The organism is Sphingobacterium sp. BIGb0116 (assembly GCF_024808035.1).
Taxonomy (GTDB): domain Bacteria; phylum Bacteroidota; class Bacteroidia; order Sphingobacteriales; family Sphingobacteriaceae; genus Sphingobacterium; species Sphingobacterium paramultivorum.
On the sequence record NZ_JANUDT010000008.1, the window covers coordinates 330,787 to 356,236 of the forward strand.

Sequence of the window (25,450 nt, forward strand, 5' to 3'; positions counted from 1 at the left end):
TCATAAATATGCAGAGCAGATTCATTCAAATTTTCTATTTTATTGTGGTTTTGGCCATGCTTTCGTCCTGTAAGTCCTATAAAGTGGTTCCCAACGGTTTTGCTGTACAAGGAGATGAGTATTTTGTTAATATTAACAAAGAGCTCACCGTATTCCTCGGGGATGATATTATGGAGGAGAAAAATTGGCAAGGTAAGACTAATCCAATTAATGCAAAGCAGGTTGACAATCGATTTCGTCGTGTATTGCGCCATTTACGCTATTCAGATACCGCGTATCAGGTTTTGTTTTCTGGACATCTGGAAGGAAAATATCAGTATGACATGCTTGCTGTAGTGAACAACTCGCCAAATGTAAAAGGGAAGAAAAATCACCTACTTGATTTAAGTTCTTTTCAACGGGAGCAAAATAAGGAAGGGCGATATTTTTATACGACTACAACTTTTAAGGGACAAAAGCTGCTTCATTTTGTAATTCCGTTTAATGGACGCCTTTGGCAAGAGAAAATGGTGTCGCTGATCTTTCTCTTCCCTGAGGATTTTACCGATATCGCGTGGGCGAAGGATGTGGTCATGTCTAATGTTGCTATGTATCGCGACCGTTATAAATTTACCCCGAGCCGCACAGAGATTTTATGCCCCGATGATGGTAGTAGCCGTTCACATTTGGATTATAAAATCCCTGAAGAAAAGGTGAATAAAACAGGCTATATGTTAATGAAAGCTTATGGTGAAGTTGGCGGAGAACGAAAACTGGTTGTTTACCGCGTGATGAAGCCCGGAGATTTTTATGGGTCCTTTGTGACCTGTAAAGGGGATTATGAAATTCTGTATACCACATTGCAAGACAAAATTGTTTGGCAGACTAAGGTGAATACAGAGCGGGATGTCGAATTCTAAAGAATAAATTGAAAGCCTTGGATCAATAATCCAGGGCTTTCAATTTATTCTTTAAATGCAAAATTTCATTTTGGAGCTGCTCAACTTTTTCCAATAGATGGCTAGCAACCTGAATTCCTGCAGGGTTTACTTCAAGGTCATAATAGAGATTTGAAAAACGCTCCAATTTTTGGAGCTCCTCTTCATCAATATATTGTTCTTCTTGTTGAATGACAATATGTATGAGTCCGTATTCCTCCATGCTTTGCAGAAAGGTTGTTTCAACCTTTCTTGACTGGCAGAAGTCAATGACTTTAATGAGTGTCGTTTCCATAAGATTATTGTTTTAAATCCTTCAACTGTTGGAACAATGCCTTTTCCTCGGCAGACAGATTATTGGGCATTTGGATATTCAATGTGACATACAGGTCGCCAAATTCACCTTCCTTGCGATATAAGGGGAATCCTTTTCCTTTAAGTCGCATTTTTGCGCCATTTTGACTTTCGGCTTTAATTTTCAGTTTAACTTTTCCGCCGAATGTATCTAAGGTCACTTCGCCGCCTAGAATAGCTGTATAAAGGTCTACATCAAGTGTAGTGTATAAGTCATTCCCCTGGCGTTTAAAACGGGCATCTGGTGTGATATTAATTGTAATATAGAGATCTCCCTTTGGTCCTCCGTTGATGCCCTCACTGCCATACCCTTTCAGTTTGATTTTTTGACCATCTTCCACTCCAGCATGAATCGTGATGCGGATACTTTTTCCATTGATATTGAAGGTCTGTTGATGTGTGGTGTAAGCTTCTTGTAAGGTTAAGCTGAGTTCAGCATTAAAGTCCTGCCCACGAAATGTACTTTGGCGGCCTCCCCCGCGTCTGCTGCCAAACATCTGTTCGAAGAAATCCGAGAATTGCCCATCATCAAAGTTTCCAGTGTACTCGTGGGAACCGCCGCTACCAAATGGATTTCCCCCAGCTCCGAATGGATTTCCTCCGGTGGATTGGGACTGACGGTATTGTTGCTGCGCTTTTTCATACTCCTCTCCATGTTGCCAATGTTCACCGTATTGGTCATATTTTTTGCGCTTTTCGGGATCGGATAATACTTCATTTGCCTCATTAATCTCCTGAAATCGTTGTTTGGCCTCATTGTCATTGGGGTTGACATCAGGGTGGTATTTACGGGCTAGTTTTCGATATGCTTTTTTGATCTCATCAGCTGAAGCTGTTTTATCAATGCCAAGCACTTTATAGTAATCTACAAAAGCCATAAATTATACTTGTTTTGTATTAAAGATAACAATAATTGTGGATAAAAGGTTTATGCTAAAGGTCATTTTAATACATAAAAAAGCAAGTAAACAATCATTTACTTGCTTTTTTATATAGTATAAAGTAATCCTTATTACAGCCGATAATTTGACCTTACTCTTTATTATTGTCAACCACCAGGCGATTTTCTCGATTGGCTATTTGCCATGCGGTGTAAAATGCGAGCTTTTCACGTTTAACCATCAATGGAAAGTCGATCTTGTCATAGGTATCTGCAGGCGTGTGGTAGTCCGGATGCAAGCCCGAAAAGTAAAACACAGATGGTATACCTTTCTTGGCAAAGTTATAATGATCGGAGCGATAGTAGAGGCGCATAGGATCCTTTGGATTGTCATACATATAGTCAATCTCCAGTTTCGTATTTTTTTCATTCTCATTTTTATTGATCTGATATAACTCCGAGCTCAATTTATCTGAACCGATCGCATGGATATAATCGTGATTACCTTTGAGATGTTTGTCGTCAACACGGCCGATCATATCAATATTAATGCAGGCAACGGTGTTTTTCAATGGAAATATGGGATTTTCTGTATAGAATTTGGAACCCAGTAAACCTTTTTCTTCTGCCGCATAGGTGATGAACAAAATACTGCGCCGTGGGCCATTTCCGGTTGATTTAGCTTTAGAAAAAGCACGTGCCAACTCAAGGACAGCTGTTGTGCCCGAGGCATTGTCATCGGCCCCAAAGAAGATATTTCCTTTGGAATCTATTCCATCGTGGTCATAGTGGCCCCCGATCACAATGATTTCGTCTTTTTTATCTGTTCCTTCCAGGTAGCCAAGAATATTAGGATCGGCTAAAGGAGCCGCATTGGTGCCAAACTCAGCTTTAAAATTTGTTGAAATAGCAAAGGAATTCGGTTGTCCCGTACGATTAATCTTTGCAACCACAGTAGCAAGATTGGTTCTCGCTAGGTTTAGAATATAATTTGCTGCATGGTCTGTAATATTGACCACAGGGATCATCGGCGACTTTTCCGGCGCGGGTTGGTCCACCGCCAAATTATAACGGCCCTCAATAGCACGGTCTCCTGCATCCTCCAAAAGTTGAGACAGCTGACTATTGATGGCTAGTACCATTTTGGGACTGTGTTTAAGGATCTCTTTGACTTTTTTATTTCGGGTTGTTGCCCAGTCCGAAGCAGTCTTTTTGCTGGTAATCCATGAATTCCCTTTCTCATCTGTTGGCTCATTTTCATTGATCAACATAACAATCTTATTGTGGAGATCCATGCCTGAGATATCCGAATACTTGGGATCATCTATGCCATAGCCAATAAACACAATTTCATTGCTTTCGAAGAACTTGTTCTCATTGTTGCCAATGACAAAAATGTCCTTACCATGCTGGAATGGTCTATCGTTAATACTAAATTGCTTTACCTTAAAGCTGTTGCGAATTAGCTGCAGGGGTTGGAAATAGGATCCATTGACAGGCGCACTAAGGCCATATTTTTTAAATTCATTGGCAATATATTCTGCTGCCAGGCGCCCCCCTTTTTGGCCGGTCCCTCGGCCTTCAAAATCGACAGAAGCTAATGTGCGCAGATGCTTCTGTGTAGATTCTACTGTGATTTCATCCGCATATTTACTGTTTACGTCCTGTGCTTTTGCACAGCTCATCAGGGAGCATGCGATCCAAAGCAGGTTGTATATTTTTTTCATTGTTTATTTTTTACTAGTGCGACTTTCAACGCTTTATTTTTGTAATTCTAATTAACCGGATTAAGCGAGCATCATCTGCTTAATTCGTATAACAGGTGTCAGTATCTGCACAATATATAAAAAAAAGCGGATGAAAAGTGTAGTTTACCTTTCATCCGCTTCTTAAAAAATGTTAATTTATTAACAGCTACAAGCTATTTTGTTTACACGGTTAGCGTGACGTCCACCCTCGAATTCCGTGTTCATAAATGTGTTGACGATCTTTTTAGCAAGGTCAAGGTCAATAAAACGTGCAGGTATACATACGACGTTCGCATCATTATGCTGACGGGCTAAGGCCGAAATTTCCTCCAACCAACAGATCGCAGCACGGATATTTTGGTGTTTATTCGCTGTGATAGCAACACCATTTGCACTTCCACAAATTAAGACTCCAGCATCAGCTTCTTTGTTTTCTACCGCTGATGCAACTGGGTGTGCGAAATCTGGATAATCAACTGAATCTGGAGAATTTGTTCCAAAGTCTGTTACTTCATATCCCAGTTCATTTAGAAAATTTACCAAAGCTGTTTTGTATTCAAAACCCGCGTGGTCACTTCCAATCGCAATTTTCTTTACGCTGCTCATTTTTATTGTTATTTTATTTTTCTTGTGCTATTTTTTTTCTTTTGACATCCGCAGAAACCATGATACTGATCTCATATAATAAGAACATTGGTGCTGCAACGGTCAACATGGTGATCACATCTGCAGAAGGTGTAATGATAGCGGCTATCACTAAAATAATTACAGTTGCATAACGACGGCTGGCCCGCATAAATTCAGGGGTCATAATGCCTATTTTCGAGAGGATAAATACCAGTATTGGAAGTAGGAAAACAATCCCACAGCCCAATGTTAACGTTGATATCGTAGAAAGGTAGTTATCAATAGTAATCTGGTTGACGATTTCATCACTTAGGGATACATTTGCTAAAAAGTTGATGGATAAGGGTACAACGATGTAGTATCCGAAGAGTGCACCTAAGATAAACAATAAAGAAGCGTAAAAGACAAAACCACGTGCAGACCGTCTTTCTACATCGGTCAATGCTGGTTTTACAAATAACCAGATTTCAAAAAGAAGGTAAGGGAAGCCCATCATCAAGGCCATCAATAAACAGGAGTTTATCTGAAGCATAAATTGACCTGCTAGTTCGGTATTGATGATATTAAAGGGGATTTTCTTGACACAGAAGTCCGCTAAATTGAAAGCATCTGCGGCTTTACACATCATGCGATAGGTCCAAAAATTTAGATTCTTTGGCCCCATGATGATATCGTTGAATACGAAATCGTAGAATGTAAAGGCAATACCTGCAAAGATACAGATCGCAATTGCTGAACGGACCAAATGCCATCTCAAAACCTCAAGGTGGTCAAAAAAAGACATTTCTGCTTCTATATTCTTCCCTTTATCTTTAATAGCTTGTATTAGATCTTTCGAATTAGGTGTACTCATAAAAATTGTTTGGAAACAAAAATACCATTCTTATTGTAAAGAATGGTATTTTTTATGTATGTAAAGATAATTTTATTTAATCTTCTGCTGGATATTCCGTTAGGTCGAAAGTTTCCATAAACTTTGTTGTGAAATTGCCGGCTCTAAAGTTAGGGTCACGCATCAATCTCAAATGCAAAGGAATGGTTGTTTTGATCCCTTCAATGACGAATTCGCTCAATGCACGCTCCATAGTACAGATGGCCTCTTCACGTGTTTGTGCCACAGTGATCAATTTAGCGATCATCGAGTCATAGTTCGGCGGAATTGAATAACCAGAGTAAACATGTGTATCTACACGTACACCATGTCCACCTGGTGAGTGGAAGTTGGTGATTTTACCTGGTGAAGGACGGAAATTGTTGAAAGGGTCCTCCGCATTGATACGACATTCAATCGCATGCATTCCTGGTTCATAGTTTTTACCAGAGATCGGAATTCCTGCGGCCACTTTTATCTGCTCTTTGATCAAATCAAAGTTGATTACTTCTTCCGTTACAGGGTGTTCGACCTGGATACGGGTATTCATTTCCATGAAATAGAAATTACGGTGTTTGTCAACCAAGAATTCGATTGTACCAGCACCTTCATAGTTTACAGCTTTGGCACCTTTGACTGCAGCTTCACCCATCTCAGCTCTCAACTCAGGAGTCATAAAAGGTGATGGAGATTCTTCGATCAATTTTTGGTGACGACGTTGTATCGAGCAGTCACGTTCAGATAGGTGACATACCGTGCCAAATTGATCGCCCACAATTTGGAATTCGATGTGACGCGGTTCTTCTACATATTTTTCAAGGTAGATGCCATCGTTACCGAAAGCAGCAGCAGATTCAACACGCGCAGAATCCCAAGCTGGTTCGAACTCTTCGTCTTTCCAAATGATTCGCATACCACGACCACCACCTCCAGCAGTTGCTTTGATGATGACTGGGTAGCCAATTTCATTCGCTAATGTAATACCTTCTTTTACACCTGAAATCAAACCTTCAGATCCCGGAACTGTAGGAACTCCAGCTTTTTTCATGGTATCCTTAGCACGGGATTTATCACCCATTTTTTCGATCTGTTCTGCAGTAGCACCAATAAATTTGATACCATATTCTGCACAGATTGCTGAAAAGCGTGCGTTTTCCGATAAGAAGCCATATCCTGGATGAATTGCATCTGCATTTGTCAATTCAGCAGCAGAAATAATATTCGGAATGTTTAAGTAAGAATCTCTACTTGGAGGAGGACCAATACAAACGGCTTCATCCGCAAATCTTACGTGTAAACTATCTCGATCAGCAGTGGAATATACTGCGACACTCTTGATACCCATTTCACGACAGGTACGGATAATGCGCAGGGCAATCTCGCCTCTATTTGCAATTAATATTTTTTTGAACATTGTCTTGAATTATGAAGTTTGCAAAAAATGTAGCCCTTTGGAGGCTACATGTATTCATTTACGTAATTGTAAATTACTTAGGCTCAACTAAGAATAATGGTTGGTCGAACTCAACAGGTTGAGCGTCTTCTACCAAAATCTTAACGATTTTACCTGAAACTTCAGATTCAATTTCGTTGAATAATTTCATTGCTTCAATGATGCATAATACAGAACCGGTATTGATATCATCACCAATATTGACGAAAGATGGTTTACCAGGTCCAGCCGAACGGTAAAATGTACCGATCATAGGTGATTTGACTGTAATCAAGTTTGCTTCAGCACTTGCGGCAGGTGCTGCAGGGCTAGCTACTGGAGCTGGCGCCGCTGCTTGTGCAACTTGAGGAGCAGCAATTGGAGCAATAGCAGGAACAGTAGCTGTTACGTACGTAGGCTCTTGATTTGTTTTTATTGTAATTTTAAAATCTTGCTCTTCAATTGAGACTTCATTCACACCTGATTTTGAAACGAATTTAATCAAGTCCTGAATTTGTTTGATATCCATACCCATAGTATTCTAGGTTTTGTTTGTTTCTAAAAAATTCTAACTGTCAAAAGTAATAAATTATACCATAAAATGGACAATTAATACGCCCATTTTAAATAGATGGATCCCCAAGTGAAACCACCGCCAAAAGCTGCAAGGATAAGATTATCTCCTTTTTTCAATTGAGATTCCCATTCCCATAGGCATAAAGGGATAGTACCACTGGTGGTATTTCCATATTTTTGAATGTTCACCATCACTTTTTCTTCTGGAAGACCCACACGTTCTGCAGTTGCATCAATAATACGTTTGTTGGCCTGATGAGGTACCAACCAAGCAATATCTTCTGCCTTTAAGTTATTTTTGACCATAACCTCATGTGCAACATCTGCCATATTGGTTACTGCAAATTTAAAGACCGTACGACCTTCTTGGTAAGCATAATGTAATCCTGCATCTACAGTTGCATGCGACGCCGGATTCAGTGAACCCCCACCTTTGATATTCAAAAACTGTCCTCCGGAACCATCGGTTTTTAAAATAGCATCTTGTATACCCATTCCTTCTTCATTTGGCTCCAACAATACACAACCACAACCATCACCAAATAGGATACAGGTATTACGGTCTTGATAATTGATTACCGAAGACATTTTATCTGCACCGATAACAAGGACTTTTTTATGTGTACCAGCAGTGATAAATTGTGTTCCCGTATTCAGACCGAACAAGAAACCTGAACAAGCAGCCTGAAGATCAAATCCCCATGCATTTGTTGCTCCGATTTTATCGGCCAGAATATTTGCAGTCGCAGGGAACAGCATATCTGGTGTGCTTGTACAAAAGATAATAAGGTCAATATCTGTAGCAGCTATACCTCTTTTTTTCAATAAACCTTGAACCGCAGGTACAGCAAGATCTGAAGTAGCAAGCCCTTCACCTTTTAAGATGCGACGCTCTTTGATTCCCGTTCTGGAAACAATCCATTCGTCGTTGGTGTCGACCATTGTTTCCAATTCTTTGTTAGTAAGGATATAATCCGGAACGTAACCATTTACAGCCGTGATTGCGGCGTGAATCTTTGACATAAATATTCTAATTGAAAATAGATCTGATGCTGTCAATGAACTTAGACTCGATCATATCTCTTGAAAATAAAACCATATTTTTAATGGCCTCAGGCGTCGAAATACCATGGCCAATAATGACAGGAGCATTAACTCCCAAGATGGGGCTTCCGCCGTACTGCTCGTAGTTGAATCGGTCGAAGAAATCATCTTTAAAACCTTTTTTCAATGTCACTACATAAAATGATTCTGCGAGTTTCAAGACGACGTTGCCTGTAAATCCATCACAGACGTAAACGTCGGCATGGTCACTGAACAGGTCACGGCCTTCTGCATTTCCGATAAAGTTAATCTTGTCGTTGGCTTTAAGTAGGGGGTAGGTAGAGGTTGTTAGGATGTTTCCTTTTTCTTCTTCTTCTCCGATATTCAATAATCCCACTTTAGGGTTGGATACATTAAACACATGTTCGGCAAAGACGCTTCCCAAGATTGCAAATTGGTTCAACATCTCTGGTTTACAGTCCGCATTAGCGCCGACGTCCAATAAGATTCCGAAGCCTGATTTTAATTTGGGAACAATGGATGCTATTGCAGGACGTAATACGCCTGGGATAGCTTTAACGCTGAACATTGAGCCCACAAGCATGGCGCCAGTATTACCAGCAGAAGCGAATGAGTCAATTTCTTTTGTTTTTAAATATTCAAATCCCTTCGCAATACTTGAGTTGGGTTTTTGAGTTATCGCTTTGGTTGGATGTTCACCCATTGCAATGACTTCTGGAGCCTCTACATATTCAAAGTCAGATGAATTTCCTCCGGCTTGATTGATTAATTGTTTAGTCTCTTCAGTTTTACCAAAAAGGACTATTCTTTGGTCTCCAGTAAGCTGTTTTTGTGCTTCAATAGCACCTGTTATCGTTGCTTTAGGAGCATAATCTCCTCCTAAAATATCTAAACCAATCTTCATCCGTTATTATTTAGTAAATCAATAATACGCAAAAAACATCCCAAAGTAAAGCAAATTTCTAAAATAGTGCTTGTCTGGGATGTTTTGGTGTTATGAAAGGTTTACCTTAGACAACAGCTGTATTTTCAATGATCAATTTACCGTTGTAGTACAAGTTTCCGTCTACAGTATACGCACGGTGAGGTAAATGAACTGCGCCAGTTTCTTTACATACTGTCAAGCTTGGAGCTTCAGCTTTATAATGTGTTCTTCTTTTGTCTCTTCTTGATTTAGAAGTTTTACGTTTTGGATGTGCCATCTCGTATTTTTGTTTTAGTTATTTTTAATATTTCTCAATGCTTCCCAACGTGGGTCGATAATTTCTTCTTCTTTTTGTTCTTCTGAATCAGGCTCGCTTGTAAATAACGCGAGCATCTCAGGATCACATTGTATGCCTTGTCCCTGCTCTTCACATTTAACGAAATAGGGAACAGCTAAATTAATGTATTCGTATAATAACTCAGCTATATCCAACTCATGGTCGCTTTTGGATAAGATCAACACCTCTTCGGTATTATCTGTCCAATCTTCATCCGTGAATTTGACTAATATTCGTTCTTGAATTGAAATCGGTGACATAAACTCTTTTAAGCAGGTATCACAAGTCAATTGAATTTCGCCTTGGATATCAAAATGCAAAATCAATAGATTTTCTTGTTTTTGCAATTCAACTTCTGCTTTCAGGTTGCCATCTTTTACAATCGAATGTTCGTAGCAGTCAAAGAACTTTTTATTAATGTCAAACTCAAAATTGTGCTTTCCAGCGTTGAGCCCCGAAAAGGGAATTCTGTATTGTTTTAGATGTTTCACAATCTTGCATTTGAGCCTGCAAAGGTATGTATAAAATCATTAGGATAGAAATATTTTTTTAAATATTCCGAAGCAAAGCTTTATATACACCAGTAACAGGGCTTATTCATAATAATTTTTGCCTAACTCTATCTTTTCGCGCCCATGTGCCATACGCCATTTGTTGGTGTCACGTAGCGAATAAGCACAGCCGCAATATTCCTGCATATAGAACTTCTCCTTTTTGGAGACTTCAAGCATACGGGCAGAACCACCTTTCTTGCGCCAGTTGAATGTCCAATACTCCATCCCTTCATGGCGGGAGGCAGCACGTAAACCACAATCATTGATCTGCTCCATGTTTTTCCAGCGGGAGATACCCAGCGAACTTGAAATCACATCAAAGCCATTCGCAGCCGCATACTCAGCTGTTTTTTCAAAACGCATATCAAAACACATGGTGCAGCGAATGCCTCTTTCAGGCTCTTGCTCCATCCCTTTGGCCAAATCAAACCAATGATCAACATCGTAGTCCGCATCAATAAAAGGGATATTATGTTTTTCCGCAAATCGTATGTTCTCGTCTTTGCGTAAATCATATTCTTTGCGGGGATGAATATTGGGATTGTAAAAATAGATTGTAAAATCGATATCCGAAGCAATGAGCGCTTCCATCACTTCTCCTGAACAAGGAGCACAGCAGGAGTGTAAAAGTAATTTTTTGCCCTCTCCCGGTAATGCCAACGTCTCCCTTACAAATTCCTTATTTTCCATAATCGTATGTGCTAACAAAAAACAAGGACAATTTTAATCAAAAAGTAGCGAATTGACAAATATTTCCGTTTTACTTATGCGAGTTTGTCCTTAAAAGAATTATATAAATTCGTTTATATGCTGCATATATTAGTAGATTTGTATGTTTAACGCAATACGCTATTTTTAATAAAAAATATATGAAATTTTCATTTCAATCCTTTGTTATTCTATTCTTTGCCAGTATAATAGGTTTCACAGCCTGTAAGAAACTGGATGATGAACCTCAGCGAACAGAGGCTACTTTGATCTCCAGATTGTATGTTTCTTTCTTGGATTACGACCAGAACAATTCTGCGCTTAAAAACATGATGATTATCGATCCGGCTGATACGACCAACTTGGATAATATCTATCAATATCTTTCTCCGGCAAAGGGTGGTGGTCCAATTCTTTTTGATGCTGCTGCCCGGGCTATCTTTCAGGCGAGTGTTACGGCACAGGATACCTTTCTTCAAGTGATTCCATTTGCCAATGAGATCTATGGAATTCCTGGTAATGCAGGTGCTATTGGATACACCGGTTTTACCAATGTAAGGGGGTTGGGCTACTATACTTATGCCCAACAAAATGGTGCTTCTGGATCTGTTACAACACCATTTCTTTTGGCTGTTACAAATCGTGGAGCAGGTAACTCCATGTTATATGCTATAAGTACACCAAGTGGAAAAGTAGGTTCAAAAGGTGGAGCACCGATCATTGACAAACAGATTAACCTTGGGACCATTGTTCCGAGTTCACTGACCTTATTGAACAGCATCACGAGTGATAGTAATGAGAAATTGGTGCTGATTGGTTTTAATAATGAAGGAACAGAAAATAAAAGTGGTTTTGCGGTATATTCACAACTCAAACAAGAACTCATCGACCGTGCTCGCGATACCATTGTAGCTTCCACTAGATTTACGCCAATGATGAAAGTATATATCAATGGTAAAACGGGATTAGGCTCGGTGTCATATGCTCCCAAAAAGAACTTGTTGGCGGTAACTTCCGGTAGTGAAGTACTATTTTTTAAAGATCCAAAAACCTTATTTAGCGGCGCCACGGATAAAACGAACGTGGAGCCGGACTATGTTGTCGGTGGGGCTAATACAGGCTTAGTAAAACCTTGGGGGATAGCCATTGATGACCGTACAGAACAAGGGAAATTCTTTTATGTTTCTGATCTAACGAATCGTACAATTTCGCGTTTTCCATTAGTTAGCTTAGGCGAAGGCAATGTAAAACCCGATATTGCGGCGAAAACCTATGGCTCCATGACACCTAATTATATCTTTTTAGATGCTCGTGAAGCTAATGTTTTCTAACATGCAGTTTAAGCAAGCAACTGGAAAAGCTCTTTGATTTCTTGTTGCTTGTTTGAACTTTCATGTTCTTCGTAGGCAGACATCAGGTTTCGTAAAGCTCGTTTAATGATTGTCACATTGTCGCAGGGATAGGTAAATTCTCTATCCGGATTGAGGTTCAGTTGCTTCAAAAATGAATTTACATCGCTTTTCTGCATAACCTGCCCACGATTAAAGGCATTGATGTAAAACAGCACATTTTCATTCCCTTCTTCATCCGAATCCATATACGCCAAAACAAAATGCTTTGGTAAATTAATACCGTAGATTGGAATGTCCAATTTTTGTGCAATGATACTATAAATGCAGGATAGGGTTAAGGGATTTCCCTGTTTGGTATCGAGCACTTGACCAATATAGGAATTCTGTGGGTGATGATAATCCTTTGTATTTCCTGCTAAGCCGAAGGAGCCAAAAAGAACATGATTCATCAGGTTCACTTTTTCCAGTGGGCTCATGTCGTAATGCAAACCGCGCCATACCTCAGTTTTGAGATCCTCTATCGCCAAAATAATCTTGTGGTCTTGATAAGAAGGATATTGATAATTATTGAGGATAATTAATCCTTCCAGTAGATTGAATGAGTTACTCAGGTTCCAGATCTGTAACTCGTTTTTGGTCTGATCAAATTGAATTTCATGAATGATATTCTCTAACCGCCCCTGTATTCTGGGATCGAAGCTTGATTCCCAAAATTTTTCCAAATAGGGTACAACCTCAGGACCTTGGCTTTTTAACTGGTGTTCCACTTCCTGAATAATCTGTTGGTCGGTGTCGTCCAACAGGGATATAAGCGATTTCAACTCTCTCTCATTCATCATAACGAAGTTAAAGAATTGATTCGAAATATGAGCTAAAAAAATCCCTAGCGTAATTGATGTACTGCGTAGGGATTATCCAGGTTAAATTGGCATACAATTATTTGAGCTGACCATCCAGCATATTGACAACTCTTTTGCCGTATTCGGCATTCTTTTCAGAGTGGGTTACTTGTATAATTGTAACACCATCATCGTTGAGCTGTTTGAATAGATCCATGATTTCTTCACCTTGTTTGGAATTTAAGTTACCCGTAGGCTCATCGGCCAGCAATAACTTGGGTGATCCCGCTAATGCACGCGCTATACCTACAATCTGTTGTTGGCCACCGGATAGCTGGGCTGGGAAGAGATCCTTCTTACCAACAATACCAAAGCGATCGAGCATATCGGCAACAATAGCTTTTCTTTCTTTGCTCGAAATGTCCTTATAGATCAAGGGTGTTTCAATATTTTCATATACGGTCAATTCATCCAGGAGATGGTAAGCTTGAAATACATAGCCGATGTGAGATTGGTATAGTTGCGTTCTTTTTTTCGCTTTCATTTCCAATACATTCTCGCCCATAAAGATATATTCACCTTCATCAGGTTCATCGAGCATACCGATAATATTTAATAAAGTCGATTTTCCAGACCCTGAAGGTCCCATGATGGAGATAAAATCACCTTCAGCGATATCGAGACTTACATCTTTAAGGACGAATGAGCGTGTACCACCTACGTTATACCACTTGAATAAATTTTTTAATTGTATCATTTTTTAGTATTGAGATCTTAGATATTCGTATTTATATTTTTACTAGTAACCATATTTATTGTTCGATTGTGGGGTAAGGCCCTCTCTGCTCATATTATCTTTTATTCATCGCGCAAGCTATCTATTGGATTTGTTTTTGCGACTTTGATAGATTGGAAACTGATGGAAACCAATATGAGTATAAATATGCAAAATATTGGGATCAAAAACGACCACCAGGACAGCTGAATGTGATAGGCGAAATTGGAAAGCCACCTATTCATGAGCAGATATGCTATTGGAAGGGCTATGCCGATCCCGATCAGAAAGAGCTTGAAAAATGGTTTGTTCAATTGAATAAAGAGCAATTGTACCGACGCTCCTAGTACTTTACGGATGCTCATTTCCTTTTTTCGTAATGCCGCCTGATATGCCGCCATACTGAACAGCCCTAAGGCCGCGATGATAACAGAAAGGCTGGTGAAACTATTAAAAGCAGTCTGCAATTCTTGCTGTTTTTTGTGCTGTAAAGCATATTGCTCATCCATAAAGGAATAATCAAGGGGCAGATCTTTTGTGGATGGATTTTTCTCCCACTCTGCTTTGACTGTTTGAATTGCCCGATCGACCATTCCTGGTTTTGTTTTGACCATGAGGGTTGTTTGCAAGCGCATGCTTCCGCATTCACTTTTAAATGAATAGATGGTCGGTTGAACTACATTTTCAAAACCATAAGCTTTACTGTCTTTGACCAGACCGACAATTTCGAAGTTGACATCACAGCCTTTAATTTTAGCCCCCATAGGGTTTTCAAGTCCTAAATTTTTGGCTGCAGATTCGTTGATAATAGCATAGTTGGCCAAGGAATCGCGAAGCAGTTGATCTATTGAAATATTGGTGTTCCCCTGTATGCTGGGGATATTTAACGTCTTGAAGTATTTAGGATCAATGCCGACATGTGCGAATGAAACAGTTTTTTGTGCATAAGAAAAATCCATTTTAGGAGGCTGTTCGCCCTCTCCTGGGATATTTGTTGCCGATGCGGTAGCTGCAATACTCGGGTCATTTTCTAATCGACGTTTTAATTGATTGTAGGTGTCTTTATTGTAATACATACCTACACCTTTGAAATTGACAACTTGTGCAGGCTCAAACCCTTTATCCGCCTGTTGCATATAATTTAGCTGTGCTCTAATAACCAACATGCCCGAGATAAAGAGGATAGCCATACTGATCTGGAAAGTTAGCAAGGCATTTCGGAATGTTCCTTTCTTTAGTATTGAGGATAATCCGCCTTTGAGCAGATTGACGGATTTGAAGCCAGAGAGTACGATCGCTGGGTATATTGCCGATAGAATTGTTGTCAATAGTACGGCAATAGCAAGTTGGGCGATTGTCTCCGAACTCAAAATATACCCCTTAAGATCATCATTGAACCATTTTTGGAGGATATTTCCTGTGAGGGCCAAAGTAACGAAACTTAGGATTGCAGCACTGAAAGTCAGAATAAATACTTCCAGTACCAATTGCCTGACGATAGCCCAACGTGAGCTTCCCAATATTTTTTTTAGGGCAAGCTCTTTAAGTCGTTGATCCGCCTGTGCCATAATCATGTTGGCAAAATTGGCCGAAGCAAGTAAAAGAATCAAGACCGAAAGAATACCAATAATCCACGTAATGATATAAGCCGTGTTATTTCCCGTTTTTGGCCGAAGGTGAAGGTTGGCAAGTGGATCTAGATAGATTTTTCCCTTGGCATAACTGGATGAGCGTATTTTATCTTTTGGTGCAATTTCTTTCTGGTAAAGCGCATTGATGCGATTGGTCAACTTTGTGATATCCGTACCGGGCCGAACCTGAATATAAGTTTGATACAAAAAGGGATTATTATCGGCAAAGAGATCCTGCGGTTCACGGATAAAAAGGAGATCGTAATCAATCATGGACAGACCTTGCTTTTTGATGGTGCCGTAGATTGTTTCCTTCATTCCAATTTGTAGACTTAGAGCTGGAATCGACTGGGGACTGTCAAAATTTAAGTCTTCTTTTTTGAATAGTTGTTCGGCAATATGGCTTTTGACCATGGTCGCATCCTTTTGGTCCTTGTTTTTGTAGAGCGGTCCGGTCGCATTTTCGATTTGAAAGATTCGTGCGGCTGAGGAGTCAATCAGTGCAGCATTTTTAATAAGGACTGTTTTTTCACCAAAAAGGGGATAACTTCCGTAATTGTAAACTATTTTTCTACCTGCATATACAATATCAGGTAAATTCTGTTTTAGCAATGGAGCCAGAGAAGGTGAAGTTTCGTCCGTAAATGCACCTTCTGCTTCAAGGCCAATTTGGTAGATATCCTTAAAATGTGGATTCCATTTATCGTAACTCGTTTCCCGATTGATGTATTGATAGGAAAGGATAAAACCCGTAAAACCCAAGGTCAGACCAACAATATTTAAGAAAGTAAAACCTTTATTTTTTAGGAGTTTACGCCAAGCTAGTTTGAAATCATTTTTTGCCATTTTTTGGAGGATATTATGTTTAAACTAATGCGAACCAATTCACTCAATTAAAATCACAATCCCCTTGCCAGTGTCGTAATAGTTTTATTATAAATCACTTATCGTGTTTTTGTTTTGTTTTTGGATGTTCGATTTCGAACAGTTTACGTCCAGAATCGAACATCCACGCCCCCTGAGCCATTGGTTCATTGCCCACCACGCAACAGGCAAGGCAATTACCAAGGCAACAAACACCAATTTTTAAGATCTTCTGACTTTATTCATCCCTTAAACTATCGACTGGATTGGCACGGACGACTTTCCAAGTTTGATAACTAATGGTTCCAAATGCAACCAGGATTGCACTGAGACCCGCTAGAATAAAGTAGAACCAATTGATTTCTATTCGATAGTTGAAATCTCTCAACCATTGATTCATTGCCCACCACGCAACAGGTGTGGCAATGACCAAGGCTACAAACACCAATTTTATAAAGTCTCCCGAAAGTAGTCGGAGTAATCGGATGGAACTCGCGCCGAGAACCTTACGGACACCGATTTCCTTGGTACGTTGCTGGGTCACATAGGTTGCCAGTCCGAAAAGTCCCAGAGCTGCAACAAAGATGGCTACAAAAGCAAAGCAGCTGAAGATATTTTTCGTCCGTTGGACATCTTGATAAAGGGAAGCAAAGCCCTCATCCAAAAAGCTGTAATTGATTTTTTGATCAGGCGCAAATTTATTCCATACCATATTTATCTCATCCAAAGTTTTAGCCATATCGGTTGACTTGGTCTTGATCGAAAACATGGAAGGACTATTGGCTAGTGTCATACAAACGGGATAGTAGCCCTCATCTTTCATCGATTCAAAGATAAAATCGTCGACGACGCCGATAATGGTCCACGTCATGCCATTAGTAATTTGTGCCCCAATCGGATTTCCCTTGATGCCTAGATCAGCAAGCATTCTTTTGTTAACAATAGCGCCAGTACTATCCGAAGTGATATGTGGATCAAAGTTTCGGCCTGCTATAAGTTTTAGTCCAAATGTAGTGAGGTAGCTTTCGTCGATATTCCAGAATTGCCCACCTTCTCCCAATTCAAGATCTTCTTTTCCTTTGGCCCAAAAAAGATTCCCATTTCTTTTTGCACCATCCAATTGAACCGGTAAGTAGTCGCCGATGGAGACATCACGAACTGTTGGAATGGCTTTCAATTCATTTTTTAATTCTTTTGCCCGAGAGGCAATACCTGTTACACCACGAAGTACAATGACCTGATCTTTATCAAAGCCAATGTCTTTATTAAGCATAAAACTGATTTGCTGATTTGCAATGAGTGCACTGATGATCAGTATAATAGATGTTGCAAACTGGAAAATAACCAGTCCATTACGTAGCAACGAAGATTTAGGATTAGCAACCGATTTACTTTTTAATGCGTTGATAGGTTGAAATCCTGATAAATAGAACGCTGGGTATAAGCCAGCAAGGATACCGATGAACAACATGCTCAAAATCAGCGAAGGAACAAAGTACCACACTGTCCACGGTATAAACAGCGCTTTGTTGGCTAGATTGTTAAATAGCGGTAATAACAGGAAGGCTAATAATAACCCTATAAGGAGTGAAATAAGACTGTAACATATCGCTTCGGTCATAAATTGGATAATCAGTGTCCGTCGATTTGATCCAATGGTTTTTCGAATCCCGATTTCTTTGGCTCGCGTTGCTGCATTCGCCGTTGATAGGTTGATGAAGTTTATACAGGCAATCAATAATATAAAAAATGCAATGCCCGCAAATATCCAGACCATCTTAATGTCGCCTTGATATTGTGTCGCCATTCCATATTCCGAAATATTCTTCGAGTGCAGGTGCATATCAAGCGCGTTTTGAATCAATACGGTTGATTGCATCATTTCGGGTGATATTTTCATTCCATTTTTTTTGTTGAGCAAAATATAATGGTCCTGAATATAGTTTTTTGAAATGCTACGCTGTGCGTTGGCAATATCTGTATTCTCCTTCAGTTTTACATAGGTAATGTAATTTGTCGCGCCCCAATTGTTTTGTTCACCCGGATAAAATGGTTCCCCTGCTAGGGATATAAAATAATCATAACCATAAAGACTGGAATTGTTTGGAACATCATCGATCACAGCCGTTATGTTGTATAAAACATTTTTATTATTGTTCAAATAGATGGTTTGTCCTACTGCATTTCCTTTGAAATATTTCTGAGCCCTACTTTTGGTAATGACTATCGCATTGGGTTTGTCCAGCGCATGTGATAACTGTCCTTGTACGACCGGAAGCGGAAATATTTCCAAAATGGACTGATCAATATAAACAAAACCTTTATCAAGGTAGTTCTCCGCACGGCCATTTACAGTAAACAAATTGCTTCCGGCACCAAATAAGGTATTGGGTAAAATGCGACCGGCTAACTCAACACTTGGGATTTCCTCTTGCAAGGTTTTAGCTGCTGGGGCAGGAAAGGAAAAGGTTTGCCTTACTTTATCTCCATCGGGTGCTGAAACGATAAGACGGAAAACACGGTCCATGTTGGGATACATTTTATCATAACTCGTTTCATGTCGAATGTACAGCATAATAAGAATGCAAATGGCAATGCTAAAAGCGAACCCGCCGATCTTGATGATCGAGTAAAGCTTATTGTTGACCATATTTCGCCAAGCGATCTTTAGATTATTTCCTATCATAATAAAAGTCTTTTACGGTTTTGTATTTATTCATCACGCAGGCTATCCACAGGATTGGTGCGAATTGCTTTCCATGTCTGATAGCTGATTGTGCCTAAAGCAATTAAAATGGCACTCATTCCCGCAAGAATGAAGTATAGCCAATTTATTTCGATTCGATAGTTAAAATCTGTAAGCCATTGGTTCATTGCCCACCACGCAACTGGTGTGGCAATGACCAAGGCTACAAACACCAATTTTATAAAATCTCCAGACAATAATCGGAGTAATCTAATCGCATTGGCTCCAAGTACCTTACGTACGCCAATTTCTTTGGTCCGTTGTTGTGTCACATAAGTTGCGAGACCGAAAAGCCCGAGTGCAGCAACAAAAATGGCAACAAGAGCAAAACAAGTGAATATATTCTTGGTCCGTTCCACGTCTTGATAAAGGGCCTCAAAACCTTCGTCCAAAAAGCTGTAGTTAATTTGTTGATTTGGGGCAAATTTGTCCCATACTCCTGTGATATCAGCGAGCGTCTCTTTGAGATGTTGCGGTTTTACCTTAATAGAGAGAAGGGAAGGATTGCCTTGTAATGTCATACAAAGCCCTGCGTACCCCTTATCCTTTAGCGACTCAAAAATAAAATCATCTACTACGCCAATGACCGTCCATGTATTGCCATTGGTGATTTTTGCTCCAATGGGATTCTTTAAGTGAAGTTCGTCGGCCAATTTTTGATTGATAATAGCCGAACTGCTATCGGTGGCTCTGGTAGGATCAAAATTTCGTCCTTTATTTAAATGAAGACCGAATGTGCTCAGGTAATCCTGATCGATTTCCCAAAATTGGCCCTGTGTAGCCATATCAAGATCTTTTCTGCCATCGACCCAGAACGGATTGCCATTTCGTTTGGCACCATCGATGGGGACTGGAAGAAAATCACCCATGGAAACTGAAGCAACATTGGGGAGGCTCTTTAGTTCATTTTTTAAACTTGGAAGCTGTTTCGATAATGTTCCAATACCGCGAAGCACAACGACTTGTTCCTTGTCAAATCCCAGATCTTTGTCCAATATGTAGTTTATCTGTTTATTGGTCACCAATGCTCCAACGATAAGGATAATTGAGGTTGCGAATTGAAAGACAACCAAACTATTCCTAAAGAGCGAAGATTTAGCGCCAATGACATTGTTTTTCAGTGCGGTGATTGGTTTAAATTTGGATAGATACAGTGCTGGATAGATCCCGGCAAGGCCACCGATCACCAATATAGCCACCAAAAGAGAAGGAAAGAAGTACGCTGCTATCCAAGGAATGGTTAAGGATTTGTTGGCTAGATGGTTGAATACGGGTAGTAGTAGCCAGCTAAGAAAGAGCCCAATAATCAGTGACAATACACTATAACAAATTGCTTCAACAAGAAATTGTCCAACAAGCAGCTTCCTGGAGGAGCCAATAGTCTTACGGATACCAATTTCTTTTGCTCTCGTTGCTGCATTTGCTGTCGATAAGTTGATGAAGTTAATACAGGCAATGAACAAAATAAATAAAGCTATTGTTGCGAAGGTCCAAACCATGCGAATATCCCCTCTGTTCAATGTACTAACTTTATCGTCGCTTATATCCGCAGATTTTAAATGCATGTCGAGTGCATTCTGTAAAGTTATTTTTGCCTGCTTGAAAAGCGGATTAAGTTTACGTCCTGATTTTAGATATTCAGGGAGATAATGTATCTCTAAGTAATTCTTTGAAATTTCTTTTTCTGCCAGTGCAACATTTACGTTGGGTTTTAATTTGACATAAACGGTATAATTGTTATTGAGCCAAGCAGTCTGTTCGCCTTGATAAAAAGGTTCTCCAGCGAGCGACATAAAAAAACTATAACCGGCAAGGGTCGAATTGTTGGGCATATCTTCAATGACCCCGGTGATGGTATACGCCTTAGATTTATTGTTGTTGAGATAGATCGTTTGTCCAATTGGATCATTTTTAAAGTATTTTTCGGCTTTGCTTCTGGTGATAACCAATGTGTTGGGCTTGTCGAGTGCATGGGACAGCTGGCCCGAAACCATTGGCATAGGAAACATGTCGAGAATGGACTGGTCGACATAGACAAATCCATCATCGTAATGGCTATCAGGGCTGTTATTTAATGACAATTGGTTGCTGCCCGCACCGAATAACGGATTGGGTAGGATGCGCCCCGTTTGCTCAATGGACGGTATTTCTGCTTTTAGGGTTGGCGCTACCGGTGCAGAAAGTGAAACCCAGCGCTCGGTTTTATTCTCAATAGGTAACTGAACAACCAAGCGGTAAATTCTATCCATAGCCGGATAAAACTTATTATAGCTTGTCTCATGTTTTATATATAAAACAATAAGAATACAGATCGCAATACTAAAGGCAAAGCCACCAATCTTGATGAATGAATATAGCTTGTTTTTTGCCATATTCCGCCAAGCTATTTTGAGATTATTTCCTATCATAGCAGAATTTTTTTAGCGCCTGAATGACTGGTAGTTATAATCAAAACAGACGTTTAAGCTGAAATCAATTGCGTTGCCATTTTGTTAATATGTTGATAACTAGTTTGTTGGTTTAAATTTGAAACGCCAGTCTGTACGATATCGAACAGTTTGGCGTTCAGTATCGCACAGACGTTCTAGGCGCTGGCGTTAAATAGAGAATTGCTTAATCTTCAATATCTTTCAGCTGGAGATGATCACATAGTTCGAACATCATTTTAGCTGGATCAGTATCAATAGCCAATGCGATCAGGTACATTTCATCCAAACGCAATTTAGCCGTTTCGGTCATCGTTAACTCATTGATTCTCGCCTTACTTAAACCTGTTTTGCGTGCAATTCGCGATTTATTAACGGATTTCTTCTCTAAAAATTCACCTAGTTTTGTCATAGTTATGATTTAGTATGCTCTTGTTTTGTATAGATAAATATACAAAATGTTATTTTTATTTATACATATGTTTTTATTTTTAGAATATTTTCTATTCTTTTGTATTGAATAACTATACAAATAAATTGAGCATATTATGAAAAAGAAAAGTAACCAACACTTAACTAAGCTTTGTAAGAGAAAATGTGATGAAATAGAAATCTTAATATTTTATAGTATGCTTTTGCAGCGTGTCTCACTCGGTCTATCTCCACAAGAAGTTTCTTTTTTAATGGGGAAACCATTGGATTTTATGAGCAAGATTGAGTCTTTCAAAATTAAAACGATTCTTGCTATTGATTACTATATATTTTGTCGTGTGTTGAATGTGAGTAGTACGAATTCCATAATGCTGCCAGGTATGGACATAAACTTACAGAAACATACTTACGAACTCGAAGTGACAACGCTCAATGATCGTGTTGTTTATTTGTTAAGCCGACTGGATGTTGAAGAGGGGCAACGGATAATAGAGTTCAAGTTGATAGATGCTCGTCATGATATTGATCCTTATGAAGACGCTACAAAGTTAACTGTCGAAAAAATTAATAATTTGATAACTGCGGAAATAAATGAAGGATATTTTAGTGTAGATAGAAGCCCTTCCGAAATACATAAACGCTGTTGTGAAAAGCTTGACAAATATATCCAACCTAAAAACCTGATGAAGATACTTGAAGATTTGCTCAATCGGTCTGATGAGCTTAAACTTATTCGGAAAGAATCAAAATATGGATTTGTTTATCTATCGAAAAGCTATGGTGGTTAAAGGAATAAGGAGTTACTCTTCCAGTAGCTGTTCGCAACGAATAGCTACTGGAAGAGTATAAAGATACTGAGCCGTAGGGAACCAATTATAAACTACTACACCCAATTCAGCTTGATAATAATTTTCGCACACCCTACGGCTTATTTTTCTTATTCATCTCTTAATTTTTCAACTGGATTAAACCGAGTTGATCGAAATACAATAATGCCAACCAATAAACTCAGCAAACCAATCAACGTCCCCAATGGTAACAAGTAGGTAAATGCATTGATTTCTACTCGGATAATGTAATTTTGTAGCCAGTATTGCATCAATAGATAGCTCAGTGGAACTGTCGTAAATGCAGCAAATAGGAAGATTCCGTAGTACTCTTTTGAAAAGAGCAACATCAAATGTGCTAGTGAAGCCCCAAGTACTTTACGAATGCCAACTTCTTTATTGCGCAGATGGATGGAAAGCGATATTAATCCGGTAAGTCCCAATGCCACGATCAGTAGTGAAACAACCGTAGCAATCTGGGAAGCGCGATGCAGCTGCAACTCAGTTTCATATAAACTTTTGATACGTTCATCCATAAACTGATACTCGAACGGTGCATCAGGTAGCAACGTTTTCCATTTTTTTTCTAGTTGTTGTACTGCATTGGAAAGAGAGCCTTTTTGTAAGCGAATACTGAGGTATCGGTATTGAAGGCTCTCATGTACATCTATCCAGATAATAGGCGGGGATGCCTGATGAAGTGTGTTGGCTACAAAATTTTCAGCAACGCCCACAATAGTCATTTTGTAACTAGGATCATTGATTGCTATTTGCTGACCAATAGCCTGCTCGGCATTTTTAAAGCCAAAATCATCCATAGCTTTCCTGTTGATGACAACTGGTCTATTATCCGCATGAGTAGCATAGTTTTTAGGAAGAAAAGTTCCGGCAATTAGCGGTATCTCATAGGTTCCCAAAAAGTGACTATCACTTGTAATCCGTTGTACCTGGATTTCTTTGTTTTCAATCGTACCGAATGCAGATTGCATATTGAATCCCAGTAATCCAGGTGTTTCATAAGATAAGCTTACAGATTTTACTTCTGGTTGCTGGCTGAGTTCATGTTGTAAAGTCTCCATTTTGCGAACACCATTTTCGGACCAATCTCTAGGTACTTGAACGGTTAATAAGTAGTCCTTGTTGTAACCTAGATTGCTATGGAGAAATAGGTCCACTTGTTTGGAAATAATTAGTGTGCAGGCCAGCAGGAGCAAGGCTACCCCAAATTGAAAAAACAAAAGAATTTTTCGTACCAGCTGTTTGCCTCCCAACGTCGAAAACTGATTTTTGACTGCAGGAAGTACCGCTATATTGGAAAGCTTAATTGCTGGATATAGACCCGCCAGTAAACCAATTAATAACGTCATTATACCCAATAGACCAAAAAAATAAATCGGCAATTCCATCAACGTAGGCAGCTTGCGCATCAGGATATGTTCGAAAATTGGACTTGTGACGATATAGATTGGCAGACTGATTAATGTTGCTATGGCCACGATCAGGATATATTCGGTCATCAGTTGTCTAATAAGCTGCACTCGAGATGATCCCATCATCTTGCGAACACCGATTTCCTTTAATCGGGTAATGTGCTGAGCGATACTAAAATTGATGAAATTGATGATAGCCATGATCAAGATAAAAATGGCAGTCCAAATCAACGTCTGTATCATTTTACGGACAGCCCCTTGATTGTCATCCAAATAATAAGTTTTCAATGGTTTTAGATTGGGGCTATATTGACTGGAAAATTCTTTATCGGTATTTTTTCTTACCAGCGTTTCGATGGCGGCATCTACTCGTTCCAAGCTTACACCTGGTTTCAATTCAATATAACCCGCAATATAAGGGTTATTCCAATTGTCGATAGATCGGCCAAAGAATTGCTCGTTGATGATCGGTAAAAATATGTCGGCATGCATATTTTTTGTGAGATCCATAATGGCATTTTGGACATCGGATTTGATGATTGCTGTAATTTCAAAATCGTGTTTTTCACCCTTGAAATTTTTTATTTGTAGCGATTTTCCAAGTACATCCACATGTCCGAAATATTTTATGGCGGCTTTGTCACTGATGACAACTGAAAAGGGATTATTCAAAGCCGTATTTGCATTGCCCGCTAAAATATGGAATCCAAACATTGTCAATAGACTAGGATCTCCGAGAGACATCCCTTCCTCATGGATTGTCGCACCGTTTGCTACGATACCTGTTAATCCATCAATCCGATAATAATTAGAGACCAGATTGGGATACTCCTCATGTAAGGCTTTGGGGAGCGACCCTAGTGTGGTTAAGTTAATACCAAATCCTTCTTTTTTATACTTGCTTTGCAACAAAAATTGCCGATCAATATTTTTGATATTGCTATTCACTTGATGTACATCCCATACATAGGCGCCTACAAGTAGTAGAAAAGTAATACCGCAGGTCAATCCAATTAGATTGATCAGATTTTGCACTTTTTTCTTTCCGATATTTCGCCAAGCAATTTTGAAGTTTGTAAAGTTCATTGTCTTATACTAAGAATTTATTCCGGTCGTGGAGCTGCTGATAGCTTG

The 25,450-nt window shown here is 39.4% G+C and carries 22 protein-coding genes; 3 read left to right on the forward strand and 19 right to left on the reverse strand.

Annotated features, from left to right (window positions below):
* The first annotated feature begins 8 nt into the window (after positions 1-8).
* A complete protein-coding gene (locus M2419_RS19480) occupies positions 9-899 on the forward strand; it encodes a hypothetical protein (RefSeq protein WP_153847214.1) in 891 nt (296 codons plus the stop codon).
* A gap of 22 nt (positions 900-921) precedes the next feature.
* Here M2419_RS19480 and M2419_RS19485 read toward each other — a convergent pair whose 3' ends face one another.
* From M2419_RS19485 to M2419_RS19540, 12 genes are all read right to left on the reverse strand, one after another.
* Positions 922-1,212: a chaperone modulator CbpM gene (locus M2419_RS19485; RefSeq protein ID WP_088160304.1), complete on the reverse strand. Its 291-nt coding sequence runs from the start codon at positions 1,210-1,212 to the stop codon at positions 922-924.
* A 4-nt stretch (positions 1,213-1,216) separates the two neighbouring features.
* Entirely contained in the window at positions 1,217-2,149 is a 933-nt protein-coding gene (locus M2419_RS19490) for a DnaJ C-terminal domain-containing protein (protein WP_153847213.1), read from the reverse strand.
* 154 nt (positions 2,150-2,303) lie between these two features.
* On the reverse strand, positions 2,304-3,878 hold the full coding sequence (locus tag M2419_RS19495) for a M28 family peptidase (RefSeq protein WP_259255526.1): 1,575 nt from the start codon (positions 3,876-3,878) through the stop codon (positions 2,304-2,306).
* 180 nt (positions 3,879-4,058) lie between these two features.
* Positions 4,059-4,505 carry a ribose 5-phosphate isomerase B gene (gene rpiB, locus M2419_RS19500; protein WP_153847211.1) on the reverse strand — a complete coding sequence of 149 codons (447 nt, stop codon included), beginning with the start codon at positions 4,503-4,505 and terminating at the stop codon, positions 4,059-4,061.
* 13 nt (positions 4,506-4,518) lie between these two features.
* Positions 4,519-5,379, reverse strand: a complete 861-nt coding sequence (gene tatC / locus M2419_RS19505) for a twin-arginine translocase subunit TatC (protein WP_153847210.1) — start codon at positions 5,377-5,379, stop codon at positions 4,519-4,521.
* A 76-nt stretch (positions 5,380-5,455) separates the two neighbouring features.
* Positions 5,456-6,811: an acetyl-CoA carboxylase biotin carboxylase subunit gene (accC, locus tag M2419_RS19510; protein ID WP_153847209.1), complete on the reverse strand. Its 1,356-nt coding sequence runs from the start codon at positions 6,809-6,811 to the stop codon at positions 5,456-5,458.
* A 73-nt stretch (positions 6,812-6,884) separates the two neighbouring features.
* Positions 6,885-7,364: an acetyl-CoA carboxylase biotin carboxyl carrier protein gene (accB, locus tag M2419_RS19515; protein ID WP_153847208.1), complete on the reverse strand. Its 480-nt coding sequence runs from the start codon at positions 7,362-7,364 to the stop codon at positions 6,885-6,887.
* Between the two features lie 74 nt (positions 7,365-7,438).
* On the reverse strand, positions 7,439-8,428 hold the full coding sequence (locus M2419_RS19520; RefSeq protein ID WP_153847207.1) for a beta-ketoacyl-ACP synthase III: 990 nt from the start codon (positions 8,426-8,428) through the stop codon (positions 7,439-7,441).
* Positions 8,429-8,435: 7 nt separating this feature from the next.
* A complete protein-coding gene (gene plsX, locus M2419_RS19525; protein WP_153847206.1) occupies positions 8,436-9,374 on the reverse strand; it encodes a phosphate acyltransferase PlsX in 939 nt (312 codons plus the stop codon).
* Between the two features lie 106 nt (positions 9,375-9,480).
* Entirely contained in the window at positions 9,481-9,672 is a 192-nt protein-coding gene (gene rpmF / locus M2419_RS19530; protein WP_046672269.1) for a 50S ribosomal protein L32, read from the reverse strand.
* A 14-nt stretch (positions 9,673-9,686) separates the two neighbouring features.
* Complete coding sequence (locus M2419_RS19535) at positions 9,687-10,223, reverse strand: DUF177 domain-containing protein (RefSeq protein WP_153847205.1); 537 nt, start codon at positions 10,221-10,223, stop codon at positions 9,687-9,689.
* Between the two features lie 102 nt (positions 10,224-10,325).
* On the reverse strand, positions 10,326-10,976 hold the full coding sequence (locus M2419_RS19540; RefSeq protein WP_153847204.1) for an epoxyqueuosine reductase QueH: 651 nt from the start codon (positions 10,974-10,976) through the stop codon (positions 10,326-10,328).
* Positions 10,977-11,155: 179 nt separating this feature from the next.
* On the opposite strand from M2419_RS19540, the gene M2419_RS19545 reads away from it, so the two are divergent.
* Positions 11,156-12,325: a hypothetical protein gene (locus M2419_RS19545; protein WP_259255527.1), complete on the forward strand. Its 1,170-nt coding sequence runs from the start codon at positions 11,156-11,158 to the stop codon at positions 12,323-12,325.
* A gap of 8 nt (positions 12,326-12,333) precedes the next feature.
* Here the strand turns inward: M2419_RS19545 and M2419_RS19550 are convergent, their stop codons facing one another.
* From M2419_RS19550 to M2419_RS19575, 6 genes are all read right to left on the reverse strand, one after another.
* Positions 12,334-13,185 carry a transglutaminase-like domain-containing protein gene (locus tag M2419_RS19550; protein ID WP_310442314.1) on the reverse strand — a complete coding sequence of 284 codons (852 nt, stop codon included), beginning with the start codon at positions 13,183-13,185 and terminating at the stop codon, positions 12,334-12,336.
* A 97-nt stretch (positions 13,186-13,282) separates the two neighbouring features.
* Positions 13,283-13,942: an ABC transporter ATP-binding protein gene (locus M2419_RS19555; protein WP_046672265.1), complete on the reverse strand. Its 660-nt coding sequence runs from the start codon at positions 13,940-13,942 to the stop codon at positions 13,283-13,285.
* A 101-nt stretch (positions 13,943-14,043) separates the two neighbouring features.
* On the reverse strand, positions 14,044-16,437 hold the full coding sequence (locus M2419_RS19560) for an ABC transporter permease (protein WP_182330073.1): 2,394 nt from the start codon (positions 16,435-16,437) through the stop codon (positions 14,044-14,046).
* A 256-nt stretch (positions 16,438-16,693) separates the two neighbouring features.
* Positions 16,694-19,141 carry an FtsX-like permease family protein gene (locus M2419_RS19565; protein WP_259255528.1) on the reverse strand — a complete coding sequence of 816 codons (2,448 nt, stop codon included), beginning with the start codon at positions 19,139-19,141 and terminating at the stop codon, positions 16,694-16,696.
* Between the two features lie 26 nt (positions 19,142-19,167).
* Positions 19,168-21,609: an ABC transporter permease gene (locus M2419_RS19570; protein WP_153847200.1), complete on the reverse strand. Its 2,442-nt coding sequence runs from the start codon at positions 21,607-21,609 to the stop codon at positions 19,168-19,170.
* 205 nt (positions 21,610-21,814) lie between these two features.
* Entirely contained in the window at positions 21,815-22,039 is a 225-nt protein-coding gene (locus M2419_RS19575; RefSeq protein ID WP_153847199.1) for a helix-turn-helix domain-containing protein, read from the reverse strand.
* 136 nt (positions 22,040-22,175) lie between these two features.
* Between M2419_RS19575 and M2419_RS19580 the strand changes: the two genes are divergently transcribed.
* The gene (locus M2419_RS19580; RefSeq protein WP_153847198.1) at positions 22,176-22,847 is read left to right on the forward strand and encodes a hypothetical protein; all 672 of its coding nucleotides are present in this window, start codon (positions 22,176-22,178) and stop codon (positions 22,845-22,847) included.
* Positions 22,848-22,996: 149 nt separating this feature from the next.
* On the opposite strand, the gene M2419_RS19585 is transcribed toward M2419_RS19580, so the two are convergent.
* Entirely contained in the window at positions 22,997-25,402 is a 2,406-nt protein-coding gene (locus M2419_RS19585; protein WP_182330069.1) for an ABC transporter permease, read from the reverse strand.
* Positions 25,403-25,450 lie beyond the last annotated feature (48 nt).